Source organism: Streptomyces sp. NPDC104226 (assembly GCF_055584085.1).
Map to the genome: position 1 here is coordinate 555,873 of NZ_JBVJMS010000003.1, position 21,112 is coordinate 576,984.

18 protein-coding genes are annotated in these 21,112 nt (G+C 72.7%); 10 read left to right on the top strand and 8 right to left on the bottom strand.

Features of this window, described 5'->3' with window-relative positions:
* Positions 1 to 10: 10 nt before the first annotated feature.
* Entirely contained in the window at positions 11 to 1,438 is a 1,428-nt protein-coding gene (locus ACZ60J_RS12430; RefSeq protein ID WP_469681160.1) for an MFS transporter, read from the bottom strand.
* A 320-nt stretch (positions 1,439 to 1,758) separates the two neighbouring features.
* On the opposite strand from ACZ60J_RS12430, the gene ACZ60J_RS12435 reads away from it, so the two are divergent.
* Both ACZ60J_RS12435 and ACZ60J_RS12440 read left to right on the top strand, forming a co-directional pair.
* Positions 1,759 to 3,000: an inorganic phosphate transporter gene (locus ACZ60J_RS12435; RefSeq protein WP_469681162.1), complete on the top strand. Its 1,242-nt coding sequence runs from the start codon at positions 1,759 to 1,761 to the stop codon at positions 2,998 to 3,000.
* Positions 3,001 to 3,084: 84 nt separating this feature from the next.
* Positions 3,085 to 4,200 carry an FUSC family protein gene (locus ACZ60J_RS12440; protein ID WP_469681164.1) on the top strand — a complete coding sequence of 372 codons (1,116 nt, stop codon included), beginning with the start codon at positions 3,085 to 3,087 and terminating at the stop codon, positions 4,198 to 4,200.
* Between the two features lie 53 nt (positions 4,201 to 4,253).
* Here ACZ60J_RS12440 and ACZ60J_RS12445 read toward each other — a convergent pair whose 3' ends face one another.
* The 5 genes from ACZ60J_RS12445 to ACZ60J_RS12465 all read right to left on the bottom strand — a co-directional run bounded on the left by ACZ60J_RS12445 (position 4,254) and on the right by ACZ60J_RS12465 (position 10,117).
* A complete protein-coding gene (locus ACZ60J_RS12445) occupies positions 4,254 to 4,826 on the bottom strand; it encodes a GNAT family N-acetyltransferase (RefSeq protein ID WP_469681165.1) in 573 nt (190 codons plus the stop codon).
* Entirely contained in the window at positions 4,823 to 6,268 is a 1,446-nt protein-coding gene (locus ACZ60J_RS12450; RefSeq protein ID WP_469681167.1) for a phytoene desaturase family protein, read from the bottom strand. Before ACZ60J_RS12450 ends, ACZ60J_RS12445 begins: the two co-directional genes overlap by 4 nt.
* Positions 6,269 to 6,364: 96 nt before the next feature.
* Entirely contained in the window at positions 6,365 to 7,186 is an 822-nt protein-coding gene (locus ACZ60J_RS12455) for an inositol monophosphatase family protein (protein ID WP_469681169.1), read from the bottom strand.
* Between the two features lie 181 nt (positions 7,187 to 7,367).
* Positions 7,368 to 7,565: a hypothetical protein gene (locus tag ACZ60J_RS12460; RefSeq protein WP_469681171.1), complete on the bottom strand. Its 198-nt coding sequence runs from the start codon at positions 7,563 to 7,565 to the stop codon at positions 7,368 to 7,370.
* Positions 7,566 to 7,663: 98 nt separating this feature from the next.
* On the bottom strand, positions 7,664 to 10,117 hold the full coding sequence (locus ACZ60J_RS12465) for a tetratricopeptide repeat protein (protein ID WP_469681173.1): 2,454 nt from the start codon (positions 10,115 to 10,117) through the stop codon (positions 7,664 to 7,666).
* 235 nt (positions 10,118 to 10,352) lie between these two features.
* Here ACZ60J_RS12465 and ACZ60J_RS12470 point away from each other — a divergent pair, with 235 nt between their 5' ends.
* The 3 genes from ACZ60J_RS12470 to ACZ60J_RS12480 all read left to right on the top strand — a co-directional run bounded on the left by ACZ60J_RS12470 (position 10,353) and on the right by ACZ60J_RS12480 (position 12,114).
* Complete coding sequence (locus ACZ60J_RS12470; RefSeq protein WP_250740452.1) at positions 10,353 to 10,805, top strand: carboxymuconolactone decarboxylase family protein; 453 nt, start codon at positions 10,353 to 10,355, stop codon at positions 10,803 to 10,805.
* Positions 10,806 to 10,876: 71 nt separating this feature from the next.
* The gene (locus ACZ60J_RS12475; protein WP_469681175.1) at positions 10,877 to 11,350 is read left to right on the top strand and encodes an iron chaperone; all 474 of its coding nucleotides are present in this window, start codon (positions 10,877 to 10,879) and stop codon (positions 11,348 to 11,350) included.
* 59 nt (positions 11,351 to 11,409) lie between these two features.
* Positions 11,410 to 12,114 carry a 4'-phosphopantetheinyl transferase family protein gene (locus ACZ60J_RS12480; protein WP_469681177.1) on the top strand — a complete coding sequence of 235 codons (705 nt, stop codon included), beginning with the start codon at positions 11,410 to 11,412 and terminating at the stop codon, positions 12,112 to 12,114.
* 10 nt (positions 12,115 to 12,124) lie between these two features.
* Here the strand turns inward: ACZ60J_RS12480 and ACZ60J_RS12485 are convergent, their stop codons facing one another.
* Positions 12,125 to 13,153, bottom strand: coding sequence for a phosphotransferase family protein (locus tag ACZ60J_RS12485; RefSeq protein WP_469681179.1), 1,029 nt, complete (start codon positions 13,151 to 13,153; stop codon positions 12,125 to 12,127).
* 328 nt (positions 13,154 to 13,481) lie between these two features.
* Here ACZ60J_RS12485 and ACZ60J_RS12490 point away from each other — a divergent pair, with 328 nt between their 5' ends.
* The gene (locus tag ACZ60J_RS12490) at positions 13,482 to 14,837 is read left to right on the top strand and encodes an ABC transporter ATP-binding protein (protein WP_469681181.1); all 1,356 of its coding nucleotides are present in this window, start codon (positions 13,482 to 13,484) and stop codon (positions 14,835 to 14,837) included.
* 23 nt (positions 14,838 to 14,860) lie between these two features.
* On the opposite strand, the gene ACZ60J_RS12495 is transcribed toward ACZ60J_RS12490, so the two are convergent.
* A complete protein-coding gene (locus tag ACZ60J_RS12495) occupies positions 14,861 to 16,180 on the bottom strand; it encodes an ROK family protein (RefSeq protein ID WP_469681183.1) in 1,320 nt (439 codons plus the stop codon).
* A gap of 183 nt (positions 16,181 to 16,363) precedes the next feature.
* Between ACZ60J_RS12495 and ACZ60J_RS12500 the strand changes: the two genes are divergently transcribed.
* From ACZ60J_RS12500 to ACZ60J_RS12515, 4 genes are read left to right on the top strand one after another with little or no spacing between them, the layout of a single operon-like run.
* Positions 16,364 to 17,683 carry an ABC transporter substrate-binding protein gene (locus ACZ60J_RS12500; RefSeq protein ID WP_469681184.1) on the top strand — a complete coding sequence of 440 codons (1,320 nt, stop codon included), beginning with the start codon at positions 16,364 to 16,366 and terminating at the stop codon, positions 17,681 to 17,683.
* Positions 17,684 to 17,696: 13 nt separating this feature from the next.
* A complete protein-coding gene (locus ACZ60J_RS12505) occupies positions 17,697 to 18,692 on the top strand; it encodes a carbohydrate ABC transporter permease (RefSeq protein WP_382970055.1) in 996 nt (331 codons plus the stop codon).
* Positions 18,693 to 18,735: 43 nt separating this feature from the next.
* Positions 18,736 to 19,575: a carbohydrate ABC transporter permease gene (locus ACZ60J_RS12510; RefSeq protein WP_469681533.1), complete on the top strand. Its 840-nt coding sequence runs from the start codon at positions 18,736 to 18,738 to the stop codon at positions 19,573 to 19,575.
* Positions 19,576 to 19,607: 32 nt separating this feature from the next.
* Positions 19,608 to 20,963, top strand: coding sequence for a GH1 family beta-glucosidase (locus ACZ60J_RS12515; RefSeq protein WP_469681186.1), 1,356 nt, complete (start codon positions 19,608 to 19,610; stop codon positions 20,961 to 20,963).
* Positions 20,964 to 21,112 lie beyond the last annotated feature (149 nt).

Consider the following 21,112-nt stretch of genomic DNA (forward strand, 5'->3'; position numbering starts at 1 on the left):
ACCGACCACGCTACTCGCGCTCCGCCGCGGAGGCGGCGCGGCCCGCGCCGCTCCCGGACCCCGTGACGGCCATGGCGACGGCCGCGGCCAGCAGGATCAGCACCGCGAGACGGCCGCCGGCGCCGCCCGTGTGCAGGGCCAGGGTGACGAGGGCGACGCCGATCGCGGTACCGAGTCCGCGGGCCATGTTGATCAGGCCGCCGCCGGTGCCCGGGGCGTCCTTCGGCACGGCCCGCATCACGAGGGCGTTGTTGGCGGGGGCGAACAGCCCCAGGCCGAGGCCGAGTACGCCGAGCGCGCAGGCGAGCGGCAGGGGTGCGGGCGGCAGGAAGAGCAGGGCGGCCAGGGCGCAGCCGGTCAGGGCCGCTCCGTACAGGCAGCGCGCCCGGTCGGTGACGGCGGCGGGCAGGGTCCGGTCCCCGCCGACCGCACCGAGGGCGAACCCGGCGGGCAGGGCGGTGAGGGCCGTGCCGGCGACGAGCACGCCGTGCCCGGACCCGAGGAGGAGTACGGGTACCAGCACCAGGGGGCCGAACAGGACGAGGTACCCGCACAGCGCCGCCACCAGCCCGCCCCGGATCCCGGGTGTCCTGAGCAGTGCGGGGTCGATCAGGGGTGCGGGAGCCCTGCGCTCCCGCCGGACGAGCGCGGCGGTGGCCCCGAGGGCGACCGCGCAGGCCGCCGGACCGGTCCAGGCCGGCACGTGCAGCCCCGACAGGGAGCTGAGCGCCACCAGCAGGGCGGCGGTGGCGGTGGCGAGCCACAGGACTCCGGCCCGGTCGAAGCGGCGTGCGGGGGCCCGGTCACGGGTGCGCGGGAGCAGGTAGTGCCCGGCGGCCAGGGCGATCAGTCCGACGGGCACGTTGATCCAGTACGTCCAGCGCCAGCCGAGCCCGGCCACGAGGGCGGCCCCCGCGGTGGGGCCGAGCGCCAGCCCGACGGCCTGGGCGGCGGCCTGCACGCCGAGCGCGGTCCGCAGCCGTGCGGCGGGCGCACTGGTCTTCACCAGGGCGACGCTGTTGGCCTGGAGCATGGCCGCGCCCACCGCCTGCACGACCCGGAATCCGATGAGGGCGACGAGGCTCGGGGCGAGGCCGCAGGCCGCGGAGGCGGCGGTGAAGAGCGCGAAGCCGTAGAGGTAGGAGAGCTTGCGGCCGTGGGTGTCGGAGAGCCGGCCCACGGGCACCAACAGGGCCACGAGGGTGAGCAGATAGGCCAGCGAGACCCATTCGACGCCCGCGAGGGGTACCCGGAACTCGGCCCGTACCCCGGGATAGGTCATCGTCACGATGCTGGCGTCGAGCTGGCCCATGAAGGCGCCGAAGCACACGGTGGCCACCGCCAGCCGCCAGGCGCCGGTGCGCGAGCGGACCCAGGCGGGCCGGGGCCGTTCCCGTACGAGCAGGGCGGGCAGGGCAGGCGCGGACGGGAAGGACATGCGGGGCTCCTTTCATGCCCGGCCCCCCGCCTTCCGAGATTACATCGGGCACCGATTCATTCGCTTTCGTTCACCCCGGAAGAAAAAGGCAGAAAGACCCGGTCCGGACGGGGCGAAAGGCCGGATCCCTTCTCCCGTCAGGGCGGACAGGGGAATCCCGGACGGAATTCTTTACGGATTTTCCCGGTATTTTTGGCTCCCTATACTTAGCGTCGCCTTATTCGTTTTCCGTTCACCCTGGAGGCCGATCCGGCGCGTCCCGCGAGCCTATGGTTCTGACGTCCCCACTCCCCTCGCAGAGACGCGCAGAGGCACGCACCATGGACTCCTCCACGACCCTCATCGCGGTCACCGTCGCCGTGGCCCTGCTCTTCGACTTCACCAACGGGTTCCACGACACGGCGAACGCCGTGGCCACCGCCATCGCCACCGGCGCGCTGCGCCCCCGGGTCGCCGTGGCCATGTCCGCGGTGTGCAACCTCGCGGGTGCGTTCCTTTCGGTGGCGGTCGCCAAGACGATCTCCGGGGGCATCATCGACGAGCACGCCGGAATACGTCCGCCGGTCATCCTCGCCGCCCTGGCGGGGGCCGTTCTGTGGAATCTGGCGACCTGGCTGCTCGGAATTCCCAGCAGTTCCTCACACGCCCTCGTGGGCGGACTGATCGGCGCCACCGTCGCCTCCGTGGGGCTCCAGGGCGTCAACGGGATGGCGGTGGTCGGCAAGATCCTCGTCCCCGCCGCCCTGTCTCCGCTGATCGGTGGCGTGGTGGCGTACGTGGCGACGCGGGCGGCGGGCCGGCTGAGCGGGCCGGAACACGGCACGGGGCGGGCGGGGTGTGAGGCAGGGCATGCGGGGCGTGCGGAACGCGAGGCCGAGCGGGCAGGGCGCGAAGGGCGTGCGACGGAGCGGGCCGGGGGCCGCGGGGCCCGCGCCGGGCAGGTGCTCGCCGCCGCTCTCGTGTCCCTGGCGCACGGCACCGGCGACGGCCAGAAGACCATGGGCGTGATCACGCTGACGCTGGTCACCGCGGGCTCCCTGCCCGCGGGGTCCGCGCCCCCGCTGTGGGTCATCGCCGCCGCGGGGCTGACCATGGCCCTGGGCACCTACACGGGCGGCTGGCGCATCATCCGCACGCTCGGCACGGGCCTGACCCGGCTCGGCCCGCGGCAGGGCTGCGTGGCCCAGACGAGCGCGGCGGCCGTGCTGCTGACCACCTCCCACCTGGGCTTCGCGGTGTCGACCACGCACGCCGTCACCGGCAGCGTCGCCGGGGCCGGGCTCGCCACCCCCGGCGGGGTCCTGAGCCGGACGACCGTGCGGGCCATGCTCGTCTCCTGGGTCCTCACGCTCCCCGCGGCAGGGCTCGTCGCCGCCCTGGCCGTGCTGCTCACGGAGCAGGGCGCCTGGGGCCAGGACACCACGGCCGCCCTGCTGCTGTGCGCGACCCTCGCCTTCTGGGCCCGGTCCCGCCGTACGGCGGTCACCGCGCGGAGCGTCGCCCCGGAGGCGGCACCCTCCGGGGACACCACCCCTGCCGCCTCCGCCGCCGCGACCGCTTGAGCCGCGGTCCGCAGATCATCACGTAAGGTCACAAAAGTGAAGGCATCGGGCAGAACGGCGGCAGTAGAGGGGCTGCGGTCCCGGATGACCGCCGGCTTCGGCGACGGAAGCATGGTCCTGCGCGCGGCGATCTCGGCGGGACTCTCCTGGTGGATCGCCTCCGTGCTGCTGCATTCCGACGCGGCCTCCCTCGCCCCCGCCGGCGCCGTCCTCGCCACGCAGACCACGCCCTTCGCCACCGCCCGCAAGAGCCTGCAGCGGGCGGCCGGCATCCTGTTCGGCTTCCTGCTCGGCGTGGTGGCCACCGCGTCGATCGGTACGAACACGGTGAGCGTCGCCCTCGTGGTGCTGGTCGGCATGTTCGCGGGACGCGCGACGAACCTCGGTTCGCAGATGCACCAGATCGCGCTCACCGCCGTGCTCGTGATGGGCGCCGCCACCACCTTCGGGTACGGGGCCTCCCGGCTGGAGGACAACGTGGTCGGCGTGCTCGTCGGCACGTGCGTCGGCCTGGCGCTGCCCGCCCCCGGTTTCACCCGCCGTGCGGGTGAGGAACTGGCCCGCCTGAACCGGCAGATGGCCGCCCTGCTGGCCGAGATCGCCGACGGCCTGGCCGAGGACGAGTGGGCCGCGCGCACCGGGGACTGGGTGCGGCGGGCCCGCTCCCTGTCCAAGGAGCTCGACGCGGTGCGCCGGTCCGTCCGCGAGGCCGAGGACGCGATCCGGTGGAACCCGCGCGGCCGGTCCGCGCGGCCCCGCCTGGACCGGCTCGCCGAAGCCACCCAGTGCCTCGACCACGTCGGGCACCAGGTCCGGGGGATCACCCGCGGCCTGTACAACCTGACCTTCCGCGAAGGCCGCCCGCCCGCCCTGCACTGGGCGCAGCAGGAGGGACCCCTGGTGCCCCGGCGGGCCGACGCCCCGGCCGGGCTGGACGGGGTGCTGGCCGCGCTCGCCGCGATGCTGGGCGACCTGGCCGACGTACACGTGCGGCAGGACGCGCCTTCGCCCGAGGTGCGGGCCCGTCTGGCGGGGCTGCTCGGCGAGGCCGAGACCGGCTTCCTGCGGACCGCGCTGGCCCAGTCCCCCGCCTACGCGGACTGGCGGGTCCTGTGCACCGCCGGGATCCTGGAGGACGCCCGGAAGATGCTCCACGAGCTGGACCCCTCGATCGGCCCCCACAAGGCCGCTTTCGGGTGACCGCGGCAGGGCCGGGCCCCGGGGACCTGCCCGCGGGGCCGGGAACGGGCCGGTCAGCGCAGGTCGAGCCGCATCAGGACCCGGGGATGACCGGCCAGCACCGAGGTGGTGTCGGCGGCGTGGGCGAATCCGGCGCGCTCGAAGTTCTTCCGGATTCCGGCGTACGCCATCGTCAGGTCGACCCGGTCCCCGCCGCTGTCCACGGGATACGCCTCGATCACCGGTGCGCCCTGGGAGCGGGCGAACTCGACCGCCCCGGCGATCAGAGCGTGCGAGACCCCCTGCCCCCGGTGACCGGGGCGGACGCGGATGCACCACAGGGACCACACCGGCACGTCGTCGAGGTGCGGGATGGTGCGGCTGCGGGCGAAGGACGTGTCCGAACGCGGTGCCACCGCGGCCCAGCCGACCGGCTCGTCGCCGTCGTAGGCGAGCACCCCCGGCGGGGGCTCTTTGCGGCACAGCTCGCCCACGTACTCGCCGCGGGCCGGCCCGCGGAGCTGGGTGTTGAGCTTCGACGGGAGGCGGTAGCTCAAGCACCAGCAGACGTTGGCACCGGGCGACTTCGGACCGACCAGGGCCCGTACGTCCTCGAACACCGATGCCGGGCGAACGTCGAAGGTCATGCCCTCACGATGCCATGGCTCCGGGAACCCGTCCCGCGCAGGTGGCGCCAGACGGCCTTGGCCGCGTTGTGGCCCGACATGCCGTGCACTCCGGGGCCGGGCGGGGTGGCCGAGGAGCACAGGAACACCGCCGGGTGGGGCGTGTTGTACGGGGACAGGGTGAGCTTGGGGCGCAGCAGGAGCTGGAGCCCGGAAGCCGCTCCGCAGGCGATGTCGCCGCCGACGTAGTTCGGGTTGCGGGCGGCGAGCTGCGGCGGGCCCGCCGTGGCGCGGGCGAGCACCATGTCGCGGAACCCGGGTGCGAAGCGCTCCAGTTGGCGTTCGACGGCTTCGGTGAGGTCGCCGTCCCAGCCCGCCGGGACGTGCCCGTACACCCAGAAGGTGTGCTTGCCCTCGGGTGCCCGGCCGGGGTCGACCAGGCTGGGCTGTGCGGCGATGAGGAACGGGGTGCGCGGGGCCCGCCCGCCGGAGGCCAGTTGCAGGGCCGCGTCGATGTCGCGGGTGCGCGGACCGACCTGTACGGTGCCGGCCCGGCGCGCCTCCTCTGCGGTCCAGGGGACGGGGCCGTCCAGGGCGTAGTCCAGCTTGAACACGGAGGCGCCGTAGCGGTAGCCGTCGTAGACCCGGCCCAGGCGCGCGATGCGGGCCAGTGCGGTCGGGGAGGTGTCGAAGACGTACGCCCGGGCCGGCGGCAGGTCGTCGAGCCGCTTGACCTCGAACCCGGTGTGGACGGTCCCGCCGAGGTCGCGCAGGTACCCGGCGAGGGCGTCGGAGATCGACTGCGAGCCGCCGCGCGGCATCGGCCAGCCGTTCGCGTGCGCGGCGAGGGCGAAGACCAGGCCGACGGCGCTGGTCCCGATCCCGCCGAGCGGGGCGATGACGTGCGCGACGAGCCCCGCGAACAGGGCCCGGGCGCGGTCGTCGCGGAAGCGGCTCAGCAGCCAGGTGGAGGGCGGCAGCCCGGCCAGCCCGAAGCGGGCGAGGGTGAGCGGGTCACGGGGCAGTGCGGTGTCCGGCAGCGACATGAAGTCCCGGGCCAGGGTGTCCCACCTGCCGAGGAAGGGGTCCACCAGCCGCCGGTACGTGCCCGCGTCGCGGGGCCCGAAGGACGCGGCCGTCTCCGCGACGGAGCGGGAGAGCACGGCCGCCGTGCCGTCGTCGAAGGGGTGCGCCATGGGCAGCGGGGCGTGCAGCCACTCCAGCCCGTACCGCCCCAGGGGCATCGTGGAGAAGACCGGGGAGCCGGCGCCGAGGGGGTGCACCGCCGAGCAGGGGTCGTGCCGGAAGCCGGGGAGGGTGAGCTCCTCGGTGCGGGCCCCGCCGCCGACGGTGTCCGCGGCTTCGAAGACGGCCACCGAGAAGCCGCGCCGGGCCAGTTCGACGGCGGCCGTCAGCCCGTTGGGCCCGGCCCCCACCACGACCGCATCGAGGATCGACGGCACTTGCGACTCCTTCGTCCGGCGGCGCCACCGCCCCCAGGGTATTGCGCCTGTCCACAGGCGGCTCCGAGATCCGCGCCAACCGCGTTCGCTCTGGGCTCAGCCGCGCAGCAGCTCCCGGATCCGTACGGCCGTGGCCTCGTCCCGGCCGACCGCGAACGGCAGCGCGTTGTCCCGGTCCACGCGGAAGGGGACCCCGTCGACGGTGCTCTGGGAGCCGCCCGCCTCGGCGACCAGCAGCAGCCCGGCCGCGTGGTCCCAGGCCGAGGGCCAGTTGAAGGCCAGGCCGTCCATCTCGCCCCGGGCCACCTTCAGGTACTCCAGGCCCGCCGAACCGCAGGCCCGGGAGGCCACCCCGGGTACGTCGAGGCGCGCCAGGACGCGCCGCTCGGCCTCGGTGGTGTACAGCGGGTGGGCGGTCGCGACCCGCAGCTCGGCGCCGGGCTCCGGCGAACCGCTCAGGATCCGCTCGCCGTTGACGTACGCACCCTGCCCGCGCACGGCAGTGGACATCTCGTCCAGCGCCGGGGCGAAGGTCCAGGAGGCGAGGAGCTCCCCGCGGTGCGCGAGCGCGACCAGGGTGCAGAACTCCGGCTCGCCGTGCACGAACTGCCGGGTCCCGTCGACCGGGTCCACGATCCACACCGGGGCGTCGGCGCGCAGCGCGCCGTAGACCCCGGGATCGGCGTGCACCGCTTCCTCGCCGACCACGGCCGAGCCGGGCAGCAGCCGGGTCAGGGCCGCCGTGAGGTACTCCTCCGCCTTGCGGTCGGCGTCGGTCACCAGGTCGTGCGGGCCGCTCTTCTCGTCCACCTCGTGGTCCGCGAGCCGCCGGAACCTCGGCATGATCTCGACCGCCGCCGCTTTGCGGACGGCTTCGTCGACGTCGGACAGGTTCCGGGCGAGGAATTCATCGATCATGCCTCCAGCAAAGCACGCCCGGCTGACAAACCCCACCGCCGGACCCGGCGGGCGGCCGGCCCCCGGGTGGACCGCGGATGAACGCACCGCCGGGCGGACGGCGGGGTCCGCGGCCCCCGGACCAGCGGCCGGGGGGCGCAGACGCCGTGGCCGTAGCCGTGGCCGTAGCCGTAGCCGGGGATCAGTGCTCGAAGTTGCCGTCCTGGAGGTACTGCGGGCCCTGCGCCCCTTGCAGGTACTGCGCGCCCTGCTCCCCGAACGCACCGGGCCCGACCTGCGGCGCGACGCAGCTGTGGTTGTCCGCGAAGGCCGGGCCGGCGCCCAGCACGGCCAGGGCGAAGGCGGCGGTGGCGGCCGTGGCAGCGGCTCTGATGTTCATGCGGGTCCCCCCGGGTCCGGCCGGCCCCTGGTCGGGCCGGCTCGGGAACAGGCTGTCAGGACCGGCCGCAGGCCTGCAACGGCATCGGGGAGATGCGCTCAGCCCACCCCGGCTCCGAGGTCCTCCAGGAGCGACAGTCCCGCCGCCCGGTGCTCGGCGGCCGCGGCCGGATCCGTGTCGGCCAGCAGGACCGCGATGCCCTCGTGGGCCAGTGCCTCCTCGTGCCGGTACCCGAGCCCGGGGGCCAGCTCCAGCGTCTGCCGGTGCAGGCCCAGGGCCTCCTCGGGCAGTCCGGCGAGCCGGCAGGTCTCGGCGTAGGCGCCCAGGAAGCGGACCTTCCAGTGGTCCTCGAACAACTCGTCCAGCAGGGCGAACGCCTCCCGGTGGCTGGTCAGGGCCTCCTCGTACCGGCCCATCCGGCGCAGCCCGACGCCCAGGCAGTTGAGGGACCACGCCTCGTTGTTCACGTGCCCGTCCTCGCGGGCCAGGGCCAGCGCCCGGTGCAGGTGCTCCGACGCCTCCTCGGGCGACTCCTCGGCGATGGCCACGCCGAGGGTGATGCGGGCCGTCAGGGTGGGCGGCCACGCGGGGTCGGGGTGGGGCACCTCCAGCACCTCCCGGGCCCGCCGCGCCGCCTCCTCGCGGTCGCCCAGCTGGAGCAGCGCCCAGGCCTCCGAGGCGGCCGCGTGGGCCGCGCCCGCCGGGAGGCCGGCTTCGCCGTACAGCTTCCCGGCCAGCCGGAAGAGTTCGAGCGGCTCCTCGGCACTGCCCCGGTCCCAGCTCAGATAGCCGCGGCGCAGGGCCAGTTCGGCCTCCGAGCGGGTGTCCCCCGCCTGCACCACCCGTAGCCCGGCGGCCTCGTACGCCGCTGCGGCCTCGGCCATCCGGCCCGCGTTGTAGCGCGCGAAGCCCAGGTCGCTGTAGGCCTCGGCGAGGCGCAGCGGGTCTCCCAGGCGTTCGGCGGCGGCCAGCGAGCGCTCGAAGAGGTGGTTGAGGTGGGTCGTGCCGCAGCGCCGTGCGAAGTACGCGCGCAGGAAGCGCGGCAGCTCGCACACGTGCGTGTCCGCCCCGACGGCGACCGCCGTCTCGAAAGCGGCGATCATCGTCTCGTATTCCGAGGTGAGCCAGGCGCAGGCCGCGTGCTTGTCGGCGAACCGCGGCAGTTCGGCCGGGGCGCGGCCCGCGGAGGGCAGCCGTCCCGGCGAGAGGACCGGCATCGCCGCGTCGGCCGCGGCCGCCGCGTGCACGAAGTAGTCGAGGAAGCGGCCCAGCGCACGCTCCCGCTCGGCCGGGGAGTCCTGCTGCGCGCAGGCGCCGCGCGCGTGCTGGTGCACCAGGTCGTGCAGCCGGTAGCGGCCCGCCGCCGGCTGCTGCACCAGGTGCGCGTCGACCAGGTCCTCCAGCATCTCCCGGGCGTCGCGCAGCGGTACGTCCGCCAGGGCAGCGGCCGCGTACGCGTCGAAGGAGCCGCCGGGCAGCAGGCCCAGCATCCGGAACAACCGGGCCTGGGCCCGGTCCAGTTGCCGTACGGACATGGCGAAGGCGGTGTCGAACTCGCTCGTGCCCTCCGCCAGCCGCTCCACGAGAATGCCCACCGTCCAGCCGGGCCGGTGCCGCAGCCGGGCCGCGGCCAGCCGCAGGGCCAGCGGCAGGTGGCCGCAGAGCCGCAGCACCTCGGCGGCGGACTCCGGTTCGCGGGCGATGCGGCCTTCGGGGCCGCCCGGGTCTCCGCTGGCCCGGGCGAGCAGCTCCGCGCTCTCCTGCGGGCTGAGCACGTCGAGCGAGACCGGCGGCACCTCGTCCAGGCCGAGCAGCCGGTTGCGGCTGGTGATCAGGACGACGGAGTCGCCGGCGCCGGGCAGCAGCGGACGGACCTGCTCCGCGTCGGCCGCGTTGTCGAGGACCACCAGGGCGCGCCGGTCCGCCAGCTCGGCGCGCCAGCAGGCCGCCAGCTGGTCGAGGCCCTCCTGCGGGACCCTCTCGGACGGCACGTCGAGCGCCCCGAGCAGCATCCGCAGCGCCGAGTCGGGATCGAGGGGGGCCCGGCCCTCGGTGAAACCGTGCAGGTCCACGTAGATCTGGGCGTCCGGGTAGTCGGCGGCGAGCCCGTGGGCGACGTGCACCGTCAGGCAGGTCTTGCCCACCCCCGCCATGCCGTCGACGACGACGCCCCGGTGGCTTTCCACTGCGGCGAGCACGGCGGCGATCCGGCTCTCGCGCCCGGTGAAGTCGGGGACGTCGCGCGGCAGACCGTTGCGGGGCCGCGGCTGGACCTGGCGGCTGGTCCTGGGTGGTGCCGGCAGCGGGTTGGCGGATCCGCGCTCCCAGAGGGGGCGCAGCGGGCGGGGATCGCGTTTGACCAGGCGGCAGAGGGCGACCACCGCGGGCCAGGGCGGCGCGGTCTGGCCGCTGAGGTAGCGCGAGAGCGAGGAGGAGCTCAGTCCCGCTTCCTTCGCGAGGGCCCGTACGCCGAGCCCGGAGAGCTCCTGGAGCAGCCGGAGCCGTGCGGCCAGCTCGTCCTGCGGGTCGGCTCCGGCCGTCCGCCGTTCCATGTCCACGGTTCCCCCCGTATCCCTGTCCCGCAGCGCCCGAATTATCTCGGCCCTCATCTGCGCTGGTCAAGGATGTTCCGGCTGTCCCAGGGTGTCCCACCGCCATCGTCGCGACGGGCCGCTGCGGCTGTTATGGAGTCACACCCCGAGGGGGGCACCGGAAACCCGGAGCAACCCCGGAGGGCCGCAAGACCCGTAGAAGACCCGCAGCAGACCAGTAGAGGAGCACACCGAGATGCAGTCCCGCATGCAGAACCCCGCCGTCGTCCTGTCCGGTGCGATGCAGCCCATCCAGGAGATCTTCAAGGCCGTCCACTCCGGTGGGGTGGACGGGCAGACGCTGGAACTGGTCCACCTGCGGGTGAGCCAGATCAACGGGTGCAGTTCCTGTGTCGACAGCGGCGCCAAGGCGGCCCGCAAGGCCGGGGTGAGCGAGGAGCGGCTGGCCACGGTCTCCGTCTGGCGCGAGACCCCCTACTTCACCGAAGAGGAGCGGGCGGCCCTCCTGCTGGCCGAGGCCGCGACCCGGCTGGCGGACCGTCCCGACGCGGTGAGCGACGAGGTCTGGGACACGGCCGCCACCTACTTCGACGAGAAGCAGCTCGCGGCGCTCGTCCTGATGATCGGCGTGACGAACCTGTTCAACCGGCTCAACGCCACGACGCGCCAGATCGCCGGCTCGTGGTGACGACGGGGACGGACCGCCCCGCTTCCCAGTCCGACCAGCCCGGCCACCCGACCCCTGTGAGGAAAACCGTCATGCCGAACACGAACACGAACACCGACCGATCCGCGAAGAGCTCGTTCGACGGGTTCAGCGACGAGGAACGCGCCGCGATGAAGGACCACGCCAAGGAGCTCAAGGCGGCCGCGCGCCGCGGATCCCGCGCCGACAAGGCGGCGGAGGAGGAGGCCGCCGTGGTCGCGAAGATCGCCGAGATGAAGGACTCCGACCGGGTCATGGCGGAGCGGATCCACGCGATCGTCAAGGCGAGCGCGCCCGGCCTCGCACCGAAGCTCTGGTACGGGATGCCGGCGTACGCCCGGGACGGCAAGGTGGTCTGTTTCTTCCAGAGCGCGGAGAAGTTCAAGGCCCGCTTCGCGACGCTCGGCTTCAGCGACCAGGCCCACCTCGACGAGGGCTCCATGTGGCCGACCTCCTACGCCCTGACACGGCTGACGGCCGCGAACGAGGAGATGATCGCCACCCTGGTGAAGAACGCGGCACACTGAGAGGCACACTGAGAGGTAGCCTGCCGACGGCCGGCGCCGGACCTAGGAGAACACCGATCGTGCTCACGCCCCACGTCCTCACGATCGGTGCGGAGCTCCCGCCCGCCGCGCAGGCACCGTCCGACGCGTCGACAGCCGTGTGGCTGGTCGACACCGACGACCGGGAGGGTGCGGCCGCCCGGCTGGCTCCGGAGACCCTGGACCCGGCCGAGCAACAGCGTGCGGCCTCCTTCAAGCGCAAGGAGGACCGGCGCCGCTACGTCACCTCCCACGTGGCGCTGCGGGTGCTGCTCGGGGCCTGGCTGGACCTCCCCCCGGGGCGGGTGCGGATCGGCCGCGCCCCGTGCCCCGGGTGCGACGGTCCCCACGGACGTCCGATGTCCGCGGACGGGCCCGTCCACTTCTCCCTGTCGCACAGCGACCGGCTCGCCCTGCTCGCGGTGGGCCCGATGCCGGTGGGCGCCGACGTGGAGACGCTGCCCGCGGCATCGGCCGTGGCCGAACTGGCCGGGCAGCTGCACCCGCAGGAGACCGCGGAGCTGAAGGCCCTGGCCCCGGAAGAGCGGCCCGCGGCCTTCGGCCGCGTCTGGGTGCGCAAGGAGGCGTACCTCAAGGGCCTGGGCATAGGCCTCGCCCGGGGCCTCGCCCTCGACTACGTCGGCGCCGGCGACACCCCGGCGACCGGCCTGCCCGACTGGTCCCTGACGGACGTGGCCGTCCCGGCGGGCTTCACCGGCGCCGTGGCCGTGGGCACCGGCGACTGACCGCGGCGCCCTACCGCAGGAGATCGAGGGCCGCCCGCAGGTCGGTGGCGGCCAGGGTGGTGAGCGGCGCCCGCGCCTGCGGGTCGTAGCCGCGCGGGACTCCTTCGACCAGGACGATCAGGGCCAGGTAGGCGCGGTACATCGCGATCCGCCGGCGCTCGTCGGGCACGAGCGGTGCGGAGCGGTAGCCGGCCAGGAAGGCCGGGTCCCGGGTGATGTCGTCGAAGAGCGCGGTGGATACGAGGTCGGCGAGCGGATCGCCCCAGAAGGACCTCTCGCCGTCGAGGATTCCGGTGATCTCCAGGCGTCCGTCCCGCTCGGCGAGCAGGATGTTGCCCTCCCACAGGTCGAAGTGGACCAGTGAGGGGGTCGTCACCTGCTCGAGGAGCCGACCCCGGGCGCGGACGAGGGCGAGCACCTCGTCCGGGTCGACGGGCAGCGGGGGCCGGAAGCGCCGGGCGTCCGCGCAGACGTCGGCCAGCATGCCCTCGAAGGCGGTCCGCCAGCTCGTGGCGGCGCCGGCCGGCGGACGCGCGTACGGATAGCCGAACGAGGAACCCCGCACCCGGTGGAGTCCGCGGACGAGGCGCCCGAGGTCGGTGCGCAGCCTGGCCCGGTCCTCGGCTCCGATCCCGGGGCTCAGGTGCTCCCAGGTCTCACCGTCCAGGTGGGTCATCAGGAGGTAGTCGCCGTCGGTCGGGCCGTCGCCGTCGGCCGGGCCGTCGCCGTCGGTCGCGCTCCGGTCGAAGCCGGTCGCCACGACTGCGGGCACCGGAAGTCCGGCCACCGTCGAGGCGTGCCGGTAGAAGTCGGCTTCCGTGCGCATCAGCGCGTGCTCGTAGGTCATGAGGGGTGTGCCCGCGGGTGGCGCGACCTTGAGCACGGCCGACTCCCGTCCCGCGCCCCGGTCCAGGGTGATCAGGTGGACGGAGTTGAAGGTGCCGCCCGCCAGCTCCCGGCTGCCGAGCACCTGGGTGTCCGGCCCGCGGGCGTGCGCGATCGCGCGGGCGATCTGCTCGTCGGTCGGTGTCCGCTTCATCGTGCGTGTCCTCCGGTCGGAGAGCGGCCCGAGGCGCCGGTCCGGCATGGGAGAGCGCTCTCCCGCACCGGGAACCTAACGCTTGTTCCCGGCCACGGTCAAGGAAGCGGGACGATCAACTCACCTCCCGGAGAAGGCGGTTTCCCCAGCGGGGCACACGGGTCGCCGTAGACGGCGTGACGGCGGAGCCGGCCGCCGGGGGTGGGCGGGGATCGATTTTCGGATGTTGCGTCAAGGCGTTCCCTCACAGGGGTGGCCTCCGCTAGCTTCTGACCTCAACTCCCCCACCCCCCTCCCACACCCCATTCCCAGCTCCGGGCGGATCGTTATGAGTCGTTCCATCGCGTTGCGCGATGTCAGCAAGAGATACGGGCGGGGCTCCCTCGCCGTCGACCGCGTCTCCCTCACCGTCGAGCCGGGCGAGTTCCTGGTTCTGCTGGGGCCCTCGGGCTGCGGCAAGTCCACCGTCCTGCGGATGATCGCGGGGCTGGAGGAGATCACCGAGGGTGCGCTGTACCTCGACGGCGAGTACGCCAATCACGTGCCGCCGAGCGAGCGGGACATCGCGATGGTGTTCCAGAGCTTCGCGCTGTACCCGAACATGACGGGCCGCGCCAACATCGGATTCCCGCTCAAGCTGCGCGACCCCCGCGGCGATCACGAGCCCCAAGTGGAAGCCACGGCACGGATGCTGGGCATCGAGGACCTCCTCGACCGCTTCCCCGGGCAGCTCTCCGGCGGCGAGCGCCAGCGGGTGGCGATGGGCCGGGCCATCTCCCGGCAGCCGTCGGTGTTCCTGATGGACGAGCCGCTCTCCAGCCTGGACTCGAAGCTCCGCACCCACCTGCGGGCCGAGATCGCCCGGCTGACCGCCGAACTCGGCGTCACCACGGTCTACGTGACGCACGACCAGTCCGAGGCCATGTCCCTCGGGCACCGGGTGGCGGTCATGCGGGGAGGCGTCCTCCAGCAGGTCAGCTCACCGCGGGACACCTACGCCCTGCCGGCGAACGTGTTCGTCGCGGCCTTCATCGGAACACCCCGCATCAGCCTGCTCCAGGCCGTCGTCCACGCGCCGCTGGACGCGGGCATGTGGATCGACCTGGGACGCCACCGGCTCGCCCTTCCCCAACCGCTGAGCCACGACCACCAGTTGCTCCGGATCCAGCAGGGGCGCCCGGTCATCGTCGGCCTGCGTTCGGAGGCGGTACGGATCGCACCGCCCAGCCAGGCACGACCGGGCGAGGTGGCGATGACGGGCATCGTCGAGCACGTCGAGTACCAGGGACACGAGGCGCTGGTCCACGTGGACACGGGCTCGCGCCCCGCGGTGGTGGCGGAGCTGGAGTCGGCCCGGCAGCCGGCCGCCGGTCCCGGACGCTCCGCCCGGCGGCGCCAGAGCGGCCTCGCCCGGCTCAAGGACCGGGCCGCCGGGCGGCTGTCCGGGTCGGTGGCCGTCCTGGACGCGCCGCCGGAGTCCGCCCCGGCGCCCGAGACGGGCATCGACCCACAACGGCTGGGGGCGGTGCGCAGCGACCTCGTGGTGCGCACGGGACCGCACGTCCGGGTGCGGGTCGGCGCCCAGATCCCGCTGCTGGTGGACCTCGCGCAGCTGTACGTCTTCGACCACGCGGGGCGCCGGGTGTCCCCGGCCGGGGACGGGCTCGCCCCGCTGGAGAGGTAGCGCCGCGCGCCGCCGCCCCGGCCTCAGTGCGCCGCCCGCTCCTGGAGCGTGGTCCGCCAGGCCGGGAGCGGCTCCTCGCGTTCGGGTTCCGTGCGGTGCCCGCCGCGGGCGAAGAAGTCGGCGAGGGGCAGGATTCCCGCGCCGACGGTGACGGCGTCGGGGCCGAAGGTGCCCAGGTCGACGCGGACGTTGGCCGCCGGGTACGACAGGGCGTAGGAGGTGGCGTAGGACCGTACGGAGTCCAGGAAGCGGGTGCCGAGCTGCAGGCCGGCCCAGCCGCCGACGAGGATGCGTTCGGGCTGGAAGAGGTTGATCAGGTCGGAGAACCCCGCGCCGAGGTACTCGGCGGTCTCCTCCAGGACGGCCAGGGCGGTCGCGTCGGCCTGCGGGACGGCGCCGTCGGGGCCCGGCCCGGGGTAGGCGGCGGCGAGCATCGCGGTCAGGGCGGTCTCCTCGTCGGCGTCGGCCGGGGGACGTCCGCCGGCCTCGGCCCAGCGTTCCAGGAGGGCCTCGGCCCCCGCGTACGCCTCCAGGCAGCCCTGGGCTCCGCAGCGGCAGCGGCGCCCGCGGACGCGCACGGTCAGGTGGCCCCACTCGATGGCGCGGCCGGTCCGGGTGTCGTCGCTGACCACGCAGGCGCCGACGCCGGAGCCGAAGAGCACGACGACGGCGTTGTGGGCCCCGCGTCCGGCGCCGAACCACATCTCGGCCTGGCCGAGGGTCTTGGCCCCGTTGTCGATGTAGTACGGGACGGCTTCGGGCAGCAGGTGGGAGTCGCGCAGCATCCGCTCCAGGGGGACCGCGTCCCAGCCGATGGTCTGGCCGTGGACGACGGCGCCGTCGGCGGTCCGCGCGACGATGCCGGGGACGCCGATGCCGACGCCCAGGAGCCGTTCGGGGGCGATGCCGGCCCTGCGCAGGACCTCGGCGATGCCCTCGCGGAGGTGCTGCACGACGACGGTGACGTCGTAGCGGTCGATGCGGCGGGGCCCGGCCGCCTCCAGGGGCCGTTCCACGCGGGCGAGTTCGGTCAGGGTCAGGTCGAAGAGCTCGATGCGGATGCGGGTCTCGCCGACGTCCACACCGATCATGTAACCGCTGGTCGGGCTGACGCGGAGCAGGGTCCGGGGGCGCCCGCCGGCCGACTCCACGCTTCCCGCTTCCTCCACCAGGCCGTCGGCGACGAGCTCCGCGACCACGTTGCTGATCGATCCGGAGCTCAGCCCCGTGGCGGGGCCCAGCGAGAAGCGGCTCAGGGGACCGTCGAAATACAACCGTTGCAATACGGCGGTTCGGTTCTCCCGCCGCAGGTCACGCACTGTCCGGCCGCTACGTACTCGCACTCTGTCCCCTGACTCCGATGCCCATAACTGCAAGATACCTGCGTGAACGCTCTTGACGAGTCCTTCGCTTGAGGTTTAACTCACATCCTAAATTAAGCCATGTGGTTTTGGGGGCGAACCGCGGAACGTCCGCCCCCACCCCGCAGTCGGCATCCCGTTCCTTCCTGAAAGGCCCATGGAGCCATGCGCAGAATCAGAGTCGCAGCGGTCGGCGCCGTCACCCTCTCCCTCGTCCTCGGGGCGGCCGCCTGTGGTGGTGGCGGTTCCACCGACGGGAGCGGGTCCAACGAGCAGCCGAAGACGCTGACCTACTGGGCCTCCAACCAGGGATCGAGCCTGGAAGTCGACAAGCAGGTCCTCCAGCCGGAGCTCGACAAGTTCGAGAAGCAGACGGGGATCAAGGTCAAGCTCGAGGTCGTGCCGTGGGGCGACCTGCTCAACCGCATCCTGACCGCGACCACCTCGGGCCAGGGCCCCGACGTCCTGAACATCGGAAACACCTGGAGCGCCTCGCTCCAGGCCAGCGGCGCGCTGCTGCCGTGGGACGCCAAGAACTTCGAGAAGATCGGCGGCAAGGACCGCTTCGTGGAGTCCGCGCTCGGCTCCACCGGCGTCCAGGGCCAGGACCCGGCGGCCGTCCCGCTGTACTCGATGGCCTACGCGCTCTACTACAACAAGAAGGCGTTCGCCGACGCCGGCGTCACCAAGCCGCCGACCACCTGGGACGAGGTGATCGCCACCGGCAAGCAGCTGACCAAGGACGGCAAGGCCGGACTCGGCGTCGAGGGCTCCAACCTGTCCAACAACATCCACCAGGTCTTCGTCCTGGGCAAGCAGCACGGCGCGGACTTCTTCACCGCGGACGGCAAGGCCGACTTCACCTCCGACGGCGCGGTCAAGGCCGTGAAGCAGTACGTCGACCTGATGGCCGACGCGCAGATCGTCGCCAAGGGCAACGCCGAGTACTCGCAGAACCAGTCGCTGAGCGACTTCGCCAAGGGCAAGACCGCCATGGTCCTGTGGCAGACCGCCTCGGCCACCTTCGCCGCGCAGGGCATGAAGGAGGACGAGTGGGGCGTGGTCCCGGCCCCCGTGCAGTCAGGTGCACCGGGGACGGGCACGTCCACCAACTCCATGGTGGCCGGCATCAACATGGCCGTCTTCAAGAACACCAAGAACATCGACGGCGCCACCAAGTTCGTGAACTTCATGACCGGTGACGAGGAGCAGAAGATCCTCAACAAGGCCTACGGCTCCATCCCGCCGGTGAAGTCCGCGCAGACCGACCCCGCCTTCAACACCCCCGGCCTGTCCGTCCTGCGCGACACGCTCGCCAAGAGCGCCTCCGCCCTCCCGCAGGTTCCCGAGGAGTCGCAGTTCGAGACGGTGGTGGGCACCGCGGTCAAGGAGCTCTTCGCCGACGCGGCGGCCGGCCGGCCGGTCACCACGGAGTCGGTGAAGGCCAAGCTCGAGAAGGCCCAGCAGCAGATGCCCAAGAAGTAGGCACGGACACCTCATGACCACCACCGCACCCCCTCGTACGGGCAAGCGGACGGTACGGAAGAACCACCCCGGAGCGGCGCCTCGCACCCGCCGCTCCGGGCGGCTCCGCCGGATCTCCCTGCCGTACCTGCTGCTGCTCCCCGCACTCGTCCTCGAACTCCTGGTCCACCTGATCCCGATGGTCATCGGCATCGTGGTCAGCTTCAAGGAACTCACCCAGTTCTACCTCCGCGACTGGGGCAACGCTCCCTGGTCCGGCCTGGACAACTACGCGCTGACCGTGGACTTCGACGCACCGGTCGGCCAGGCACTGCTGAGCTCCTTCTTCACCACGTGCCTGTTCACCTTCTTCTCCGTCGGCCTGTGCTGGCTGATCGGCACGGCGGCCGCGATCTTCATGCAGGAGACGTTCAAGGGCCGGGGCATCCTGCGCACCATCTTCCTGGTGCCGTACGCACTGCCCGTCTACGCCGCCGTCATCACCTGGGCCTTCATGTTCCAGCGCGACAACGGCCTGGTGAACCACGTCATCCACGACCAGCTCGGGCTCACCGACAGCCCGCCGTTCTGGCTCATCGGCGACAACGCCTTCGTCACCCTGCTGGTCGTCTCGGTCTGGAAGGGCTGGCCCTTCGCCTTCCTCATCATGATGGCCGGCCTGCAGAACATCCCCCGCGAGATCTACGAGGCCGCGGCCCTGGACGGGGCGGGCGTCTGGCAGCAGATCCGCCGCATCACGCTCCCCTCGCTGCGCCCGGTCAACCAGGTGCTGATCCTGGTGCTGTTCCTGTGGACGTTCAACGACTTCAACACGCCGTTCGTCCTGTTCGGGAAATCGGCACCGGCGTCGGCCGACCTGATCTCCATCCACATCTACCAGTCCTCGTTCCAGACCTGGAACTTCGGCACCGGATCCGCGATGTCCGTCCTGCTGCTGCTGTTCCTGCTCGTCGTGACCGGCCTCTACCTCCTGTTCACCTCCCGAGGAAGGAGCGCCACCGATGCCTAGGCACACTCAGGCGGCACTGTCCGCGTCGCGGTCCCGGTCGCCCATGGCGCCCCCCAAGTCGTTCCTCGTGAGCCGGCTGATCTTCCTGACGCTCCTCACCGGGTTCGTCCTGCTGCCCGTGTACGTCATGATCTCCAGCTCGCTGAAACCGCTGCAGGACGTGTCGGGGAAGTTCCAGTGGATCCCCTCCGGCCTGACCGTCCAGCCGTACTTCGACATCTGGAAGACCGTCCCCCTCGGCGACTACTTCATGAACTCGCTGATCGTGGCCGGTTCGGCGACCGTCTTCTCCGTCGTCATCGCGATCTTCGCGGCCTACGGCGTGAGTCGCTACTCCTTCCGCGGCAAGCGGGTCTTCACCGTCACCGTGCTGTCGACGCAGATGTTCCCCGGCATCCTCTTCCTGCTGCCGCTCTTCCTCATCTACGTCAACATCGGCAACGCCACCGGGATCGCGCTGTTCGGCTCGCGCGCCGGGCTGATCCTCACCTACCTGACGTTCTCGCTGCCGTTCTCGATCTGGATGCTGATCGGGTACTTCGACTCGGTCCCCCGGGACCTCGACGAGGCCGCCAAGGTCGACGGCTGCGGTCCGCTCGGCGCCCTCTTCCGCGTCATCGTGCCCGCCGCGATCCCCGGCATCGTCGCCGTCGCCGTCTACGCCTTCATGACGGCCTGGGGCGAGGTGCTGTTCGCCTCGGTGATGACCAACGACGCGACCCGCACCCTCGCGGTGGGCCTGCAGGGCTACTCGACACAGAACGACGTGTACTGGAACCAGGTCATGGCCGCCTCGCTCGTCGTGAGCCTGCCCGTCGTCGGCGGCTTCCTCCTCCTCCAGCGCTACCTCGTCACCGGGCTGACCGCCGGCGCGGTCAAGTAGCCCCACCTCCCACGACTTCAGAAAGGTCTGCTGTGTCGGATTTCATTGACCTCGGCGCCTTCCCCCGGAACTTCGCCTGGGGCACGGCCACTTCCGCGTACCAGATAGAGGGAGCCGTCAAGGAGGACGGCCGCGGTCCGTCCATCTGGGACACGTTCTCCCATACCCCCGGCAAGGTCGACAACGGCGACACCGGCGACGAGGCCTGCGACCACTACCACCGCTGGCCCGAGGACATCTCCCTCATGAAGCGGCTGGGCACCAACGCCTACCGCATGTCGATCGCCTGGCCGCGCATCGTCCCCGACGGCTCCGGACCGGTCAACGCCCGGGGCCTCGACTTCTACGACAAGGTGGTCGACGGACTCCTGGAAGCCGGCATCACCCCCTCGGTGACCCTCTACCACTGGGACCTCCCCCAGGCCCTGCAGGACCGCGGCGGCTGGACCGTCCGCGAGACCGCCGAGCACCTGGCCGCCTACACCTCCGCCGTCGCGGAGCGCCTCGGCGACCGCGTCACCCAGTGGGCGACGCTCAACGAACCGCTCTGCTCGGGCTGGATCGGCCACCTGGAGGGCCGCATGGCCCCCGGCCTGACCGACCTGACCGCCGCCGTCCGCGCCTCCTACCACCTCCTGCTGGGCCACGGCCTGGCCGCGCAGGCCATCCGTGCCGCAGCACCCGGCGCGCAGATCGGCCTCGTCACCAACCACTCCACGGTGGTACCCGTCTCCGACTCCCCCGAGGACGTCGCCGCCGCCGTCCGCATGGACGGACACACCAACCGCTGGTGGCTCGATCCCGTCTACGGGCGCGGCTTCCCCACCGACATGCGCGAGCTGTACGGCGTGGAGCTGCCCGAGCGCCCCGGCGACCTGGAGACCATCGCCGCACCCCTCGACTGGCACGGCCTCAACTACTACTTCCCCGCCACCGTCGCCGACGACCCGGCCGGACCGGTCCCCTTCGCCCGCGAGGTCCGCCTGCCGGACGTACCGCGCACCGGCCTGGACTGGCAGATCGACGCCAACGGCATCGAATCCCTGCTGCTGCGCCTCACCCACGACTACGGCGTGCAGAAGCTCTACGTCACCGAGAACGGCTCCGCGTTCCCCGACACCGTCGGCCCCGACGGCGCGGTCGACGACCCCGAGCGCACCGCCTACCTCGAGCAGCACCTGGCGGCCTGCGCCCGCGCCGTCCGCCAGGGCGCCCCGCTGGCCGGCTACTACGCCTGGTCCCTGCTGGACAACTTCGAGTGGGCCTACGGCTACGACAAGCGCTTCGGCCTCGTCCACGTCGACTACACGACCCAGCAGCGCACCGTGAAGACCAGCGGCCGCCGCTACGCGGACATCGTCCGCAGCCACCGGGAGCTCCACGCGTAGGCCGTCGCCACCCCCTTCCCCCTCCCCGCCTGAGCCCCGGGGCCCTCGCCCCTCGACCCCGCGGAACGCTCGGCCGGAACACCCGGCCGAGCCCGCGGCGGTGCTCCCGGGCAGCCGGACCAAGCATCCGGAACTTCCCCTGCCACATG

Excerpts from the sequence above, each read along its gene's own strand:
- ACZ60J_RS12430 (WP_469681160.1), bottom strand. The coding sequence starts at position 1,438 with ATGTCCTTCCCGTCCGCGCCTGCCCTGCCCGCCCTGCTCGTACGGGAA.
- ACZ60J_RS12435 (WP_469681162.1), top strand. The coding sequence starts at position 1,759 with ATGGACTCCTCCACGACCCTCATCGCGGTCACCGTCGCCGTGGCCCTG.
- ACZ60J_RS12440 (WP_469681164.1), top strand. The coding sequence starts at position 3,085 with ATGACCGCCGGCTTCGGCGACGGAAGCATGGTCCTGCGCGCGGCGATC.
- ACZ60J_RS12445 (WP_469681165.1), bottom strand. The coding sequence starts at position 4,826 with ATGACCTTCGACGTTCGCCCGGCATCGGTGTTCGAGGACGTACGGGCC.
- ACZ60J_RS12455 (WP_469681169.1), bottom strand. The coding sequence starts at position 7,186 with ATGATCGATGAATTCCTCGCCCGGAACCTGTCCGACGTCGACGAAGCC.
- ACZ60J_RS12460 (WP_469681171.1), bottom strand. The coding sequence starts at position 7,565 with ATGAACATCAGAGCCGCTGCCACGGCCGCCACCGCCGCCTTCGCCCTG.
- ACZ60J_RS12465 (WP_469681173.1), bottom strand. The coding sequence starts at position 10,117 with ATGGAACGGCGGACGGCCGGAGCCGACCCGCAGGACGAGCTGGCCGCA.
- ACZ60J_RS12470 (WP_250740452.1), top strand. The coding sequence starts at position 10,353 with ATGCAGTCCCGCATGCAGAACCCCGCCGTCGTCCTGTCCGGTGCGATG.
- ACZ60J_RS12475 (WP_469681175.1), top strand. The coding sequence starts at position 10,877 with ATGCCGAACACGAACACGAACACCGACCGATCCGCGAAGAGCTCGTTC.
- ACZ60J_RS12485 (WP_469681179.1), bottom strand. The coding sequence starts at position 13,153 with ATGAAGCGGACACCGACCGACGAGCAGATCGCCCGCGCGATCGCGCAC.
- ACZ60J_RS12490 (WP_469681181.1), top strand. The coding sequence starts at position 13,482 with ATGAGTCGTTCCATCGCGTTGCGCGATGTCAGCAAGAGATACGGGCGG.
- ACZ60J_RS12500 (WP_469681184.1), top strand. The coding sequence starts at position 16,364 with ATGCGCAGAATCAGAGTCGCAGCGGTCGGCGCCGTCACCCTCTCCCTC.
- ACZ60J_RS12505 (WP_382970055.1), top strand. The coding sequence starts at position 17,697 with ATGACCACCACCGCACCCCCTCGTACGGGCAAGCGGACGGTACGGAAG.
- ACZ60J_RS12510 (WP_469681533.1), top strand. The coding sequence starts at position 18,736 with ATGGCGCCCCCCAAGTCGTTCCTCGTGAGCCGGCTGATCTTCCTGACG.